Raw genomic sequence first — 2,575 nt, forward strand, 5'->3', positions numbered from 1 at the left:
TGCGCATTCCACGCCATCCGGCCACCCAGTCCACCAACATCCGGCCACCCGTTCCACGCTCATCCGGCCAGGCAGTCGGAGCGCAGCGACGCAGGTTTGCATTGTTAGTCTGAAGTCCCTGTCGTCGTCAATTTCGTTGCGCGTCTGCGCATCGATTCGCCCTTCAGTTCGATCCGATAAGCGTTGTGCACCAGCCGGTCGAGGATCGCGTCGCCCAAGGTCGGATCGCCGATCAGTGCATGCCATTTGTCCACGGGCATCTGGCTGGTGACCAGCGTCGAGCGGTTGCCGTAGCGGTCGTCCAATAGCTCAAGCATGTCGCGCCGTTGCGGTGCGGTAAACGGCGCCAGGCCCCAGTCGTCCAGGATCAGCAAGTCGGTCTTGGCATAGCCCGCCATCAGTTTCGCGAATCGACCGTCTCCGTGGGCCAGGCCCAGTTCCTCCATCAGGCGCGGCAGACGCAAGTAGCGCACGCTGTAGCCGTCACGGCAGGCCTTGTGGGCCAGCGCGCAGGCGAGCCAGGTTTTGCCTACACCGGTCGGGCCGCCGATGATCAGGTTCAAGCCATCGCGCAGCCATTGGCCGCTGCCCAGTTGCAGGATCAGGGACTTGTCCAGGCCGCGTGGGCTGCGGTAATCGATGTCTTCCAGGCAAGCGTTGTGGCGCAGTCGTGCCAGTTTCAGCCGGCTGCTCAGACGCGTGTTTTCACGTTCGGTCAGCTCGCGGTCGATCATCAGGCCGAGGCGTTCGTCGAAGCTCAGATCATTGATATCGGGCGTGGCGTGTTGCTCGCTCAGCGCCTTGATCATGCCGTGCAGGCGCAGGGTTTGCAGCTTGTCGAGTGTCGGATTGGGCAGCATTTTGGTGCTCCTTTTTCAGGTCAGTGGTAGTAGCCAGGGCCGCGCAGGTTGATGTGTTCGTCGGGCAGTAGCGGCAGGTTTTGCTGGGACAGCGGTAGCTTTTCCAGCCCTTGGCGCAGGATCGATTCAAGGCTTTTGTAGCTGCACGCGCCCAGTGCCAGCGCTCGCTGGCAAGCGGCTTCCAGCCGCTCTTCGCCGTGCTGCTTGCTCAGGCGCAGGATGCCCAGGCAGGCGCGGAAGCCGTGCTGAGGATGGATTCGGCGCTCAAGGATGTAGGCGATAACGCCAGCGGTGTTAGGCCCGGTCTGCTCGGCCCAGCGGATCAGCCGTTGCGGTGTCCATTCGGCGTGCTCCCGGTGGCTCTTGGGCATGTGCTCGGTTTGGGTGGTGTGGCGGCCTTTGTGCAGCGAGCGCAGGTGACTGGCCACCCGCTGGTTGGCGTGGAAGCACTCGACGGTCTTAGCGGTTAGCCGCACTTCGAGTTGGTGCTTCACCAACTGGTACGGCACCGAGTAGTAATGGCCCTCGACCTCGACGTGGTAGTCGATGTGCACCCGCACCTTTTTCCATTCGGCGTAGATGTACGGATGTTCTGGTAGCGGTTGCAGTGCGGGTTGGTCGATGGTCTCAAAGGCCGAGCGGCGTGAGCCGGGCAGCTTCTTGAAGGGCTTTTGATTGAGGCGTTCGAGCAGCAGGCTGATTGCCGTGTTGAGTTCGCCCAGCGAGAAGAACTGGCGGTTGCGCAGCGCGGCGAGGATCCAGCGCTCGACGACTTGCACGCCGACTTCGACCTTGGCTTTGTCCTTGGGTTTGCGCGAGCGAGCAGGTAATACGGCGATGCCGTAATGCTCGGCGAGATCGCGGTAACTGGGGTTGATGTCGGGCTCGTAGCGATGCGCCTTGGTGACGCCGCTGCGCAGATTATCGGGCACCAGGATCTGCGATGTGCCACCGAAAAAAGCAAAACAGCGGGCGTGCGAGCCCAGCCAGTCAGGCAGCTTCTGCGACCAGGTGGCCTCGGCAAAGGTGTAGCTGGACGCGCCGAGAACGGCGACGAAGATCTGCGTTTGGCGGATCTCGCCGGTTCGCCGATCAATGACCGGTACGGTCTGGCCGGCGTAATCGACGAACAGCTTTTCGCCGGCACGGTGCTCCTGGCGCATGACCACGTCGACCTTGGCGGCCCAGAGGCGGTAGTGCTCGCAGAACCAGCTGTATTGGAAGCCTTGCGGGTGGGCGAGTCGGTATTCCTGCCAAAGCAGGGCCAGAGTTACGCCGGGGCGGCGTAACTCCCCGTGTACATGAGCCCAGTCTGGCACCGGCCTTTGATCGCTGGGAACGGTGGGCGGCGGCGGAAAAAGATGCCGTTGTAACTCGGCGTCAGTCAGCGCAGAGGGCCAGGTCAGGCCGCTGGCAGCAAAGCGATTGAGGTACTCACCGACGCTGGCTCGGCCTACTTGCAAGCTGCCAGCGACCTGGCGGGCAGATAGGCCGACCTCGAATTTGAGACGTAGCACTTCTCGAATTTTACGCATGGATAAACGCTCCACGACGAACTCTCTGCTTCGATAAAAGAGGTCGATGGTAGTGAATAATCCTGCGTTGCTGCCTGCCTTAAGGGTGGCCGGATGAGCGTGGAATGGGTGGCCGGATCATCGTGGAATCAGTGGCCGGATGTTTATGGAATAGGTGGCCGGATGGCCGTGGAATCCGCA

General features: G+C 61.9%; 2 protein-coding genes. Both read right to left on the bottom strand.

From position 1 onward, the window contains the following. Window positions 1-104 precede the first annotated feature (104 nt). On the bottom strand, window positions 105-860 hold the full coding sequence (istB, locus tag AC1Q8Q_RS32090) for an IS21-like element ISPre4 family helper ATPase IstB (protein WP_011077977.1): 756 nt from the start codon (window positions 858-860) through the stop codon (window positions 105-107). A 20-nt stretch (window positions 861-880) separates the two neighbouring features. Next, window positions 881-2,395 carry an IS21-like element ISPre4 family transposase gene (gene istA / locus AC1Q8Q_RS32095; RefSeq protein ID WP_041771204.1) on the bottom strand — a complete coding sequence of 505 codons (1,515 nt, stop codon included), beginning with the start codon at window positions 2,393-2,395 and terminating at the stop codon, window positions 881-883. Between the last annotated feature and the right edge of the window lie 180 nt (window positions 2,396-2,575).

This window comes from Pseudomonas sp. GW823-FHT06B06 (assembly GCF_058795195.1).